Raw genomic sequence first — 821 nt, 5'->3', positions numbered from 1 at the left:
GCGCTCTAACCGGGTTGATGTCGAAGCACTCATGGCGCATCTTTATGCGACCACGGATCTAGAGAAAAATTATCGCGTCAATATGAATATGATCGGTACGGATGGCCGCCCAGGCGTTAAGGATCTCCGCGAGATTCTAACAGAGTGGTTGTCGTATCGAACCGAAACAGTGACTCGTCGGCTTCAGTATCGCCTCGACAAGGTTGAGCGCAGACTGCATCTTTTAGAAGGCTTGCTGATTGCGTTTTTGAATATCGATGAGGTTATTCACATTATTCGCACGGAGGATGAGCCGAAGCAGGTGCTGATGCAGCGCTTCGATCTGACCGAAGTTCAAGCGGACTATATCCTTGATACCAAGTTAAGACAGCTTGCTCGCCTCGAAGAGATGAAGATCAAGGCTGAACAGGAAGAGCTTGAGAAGGAGCGTCAGTATCTGCTGAAAGTACTTGGTTCTAAGGCGCAGATGAAAAAGCTGATCAAGAAGGAGTTGCTCGCCGATGCAGAGAAGTATGGCGACGAGCGTCGTTCGCCCATCGTCGCCCGCAAAGAAGCCAAGGCATATACAGAAATGGATCTGGTCAGCTCAGAACCCGTCACTGTTGTGCTTTCCGAGAAAGGCTGGGTGCGTGCAGCGAAGGGGCACGATATAGATCCGAAGGGATTAAGCTATAAAGCGGGAGACGGCTTTAGTCTTGCTGCGAAGGGGCGGAGTCAGGAAGGGGTCGTTTTTCTAGACTCTACGGGTCGTGCCTACACCGTAGCGGCGCATACTTTGCCATCGGCAAGAGGGCAGGGCGAACCGTTAACGGGTAAGATTA

1 protein-coding gene is annotated in these 821 nt (G+C 51.4%); it reads left to right on the top strand.

The window, feature by feature from the left end:
* A partial coding sequence (locus A3750_RS02810) for a DNA gyrase subunit A (protein WP_304440163.1) occupies positions 1 to 821 on the top strand: 821 nt, incomplete at both ends.

It is taken from the genome of Oleiphilus sp. HI0079, from assembly GCF_001635105.1.
The sequence above is the reverse complement of the archived record's forward strand: the minus strand, read 5'-3'. Positions and strand labels throughout refer to the sequence as shown.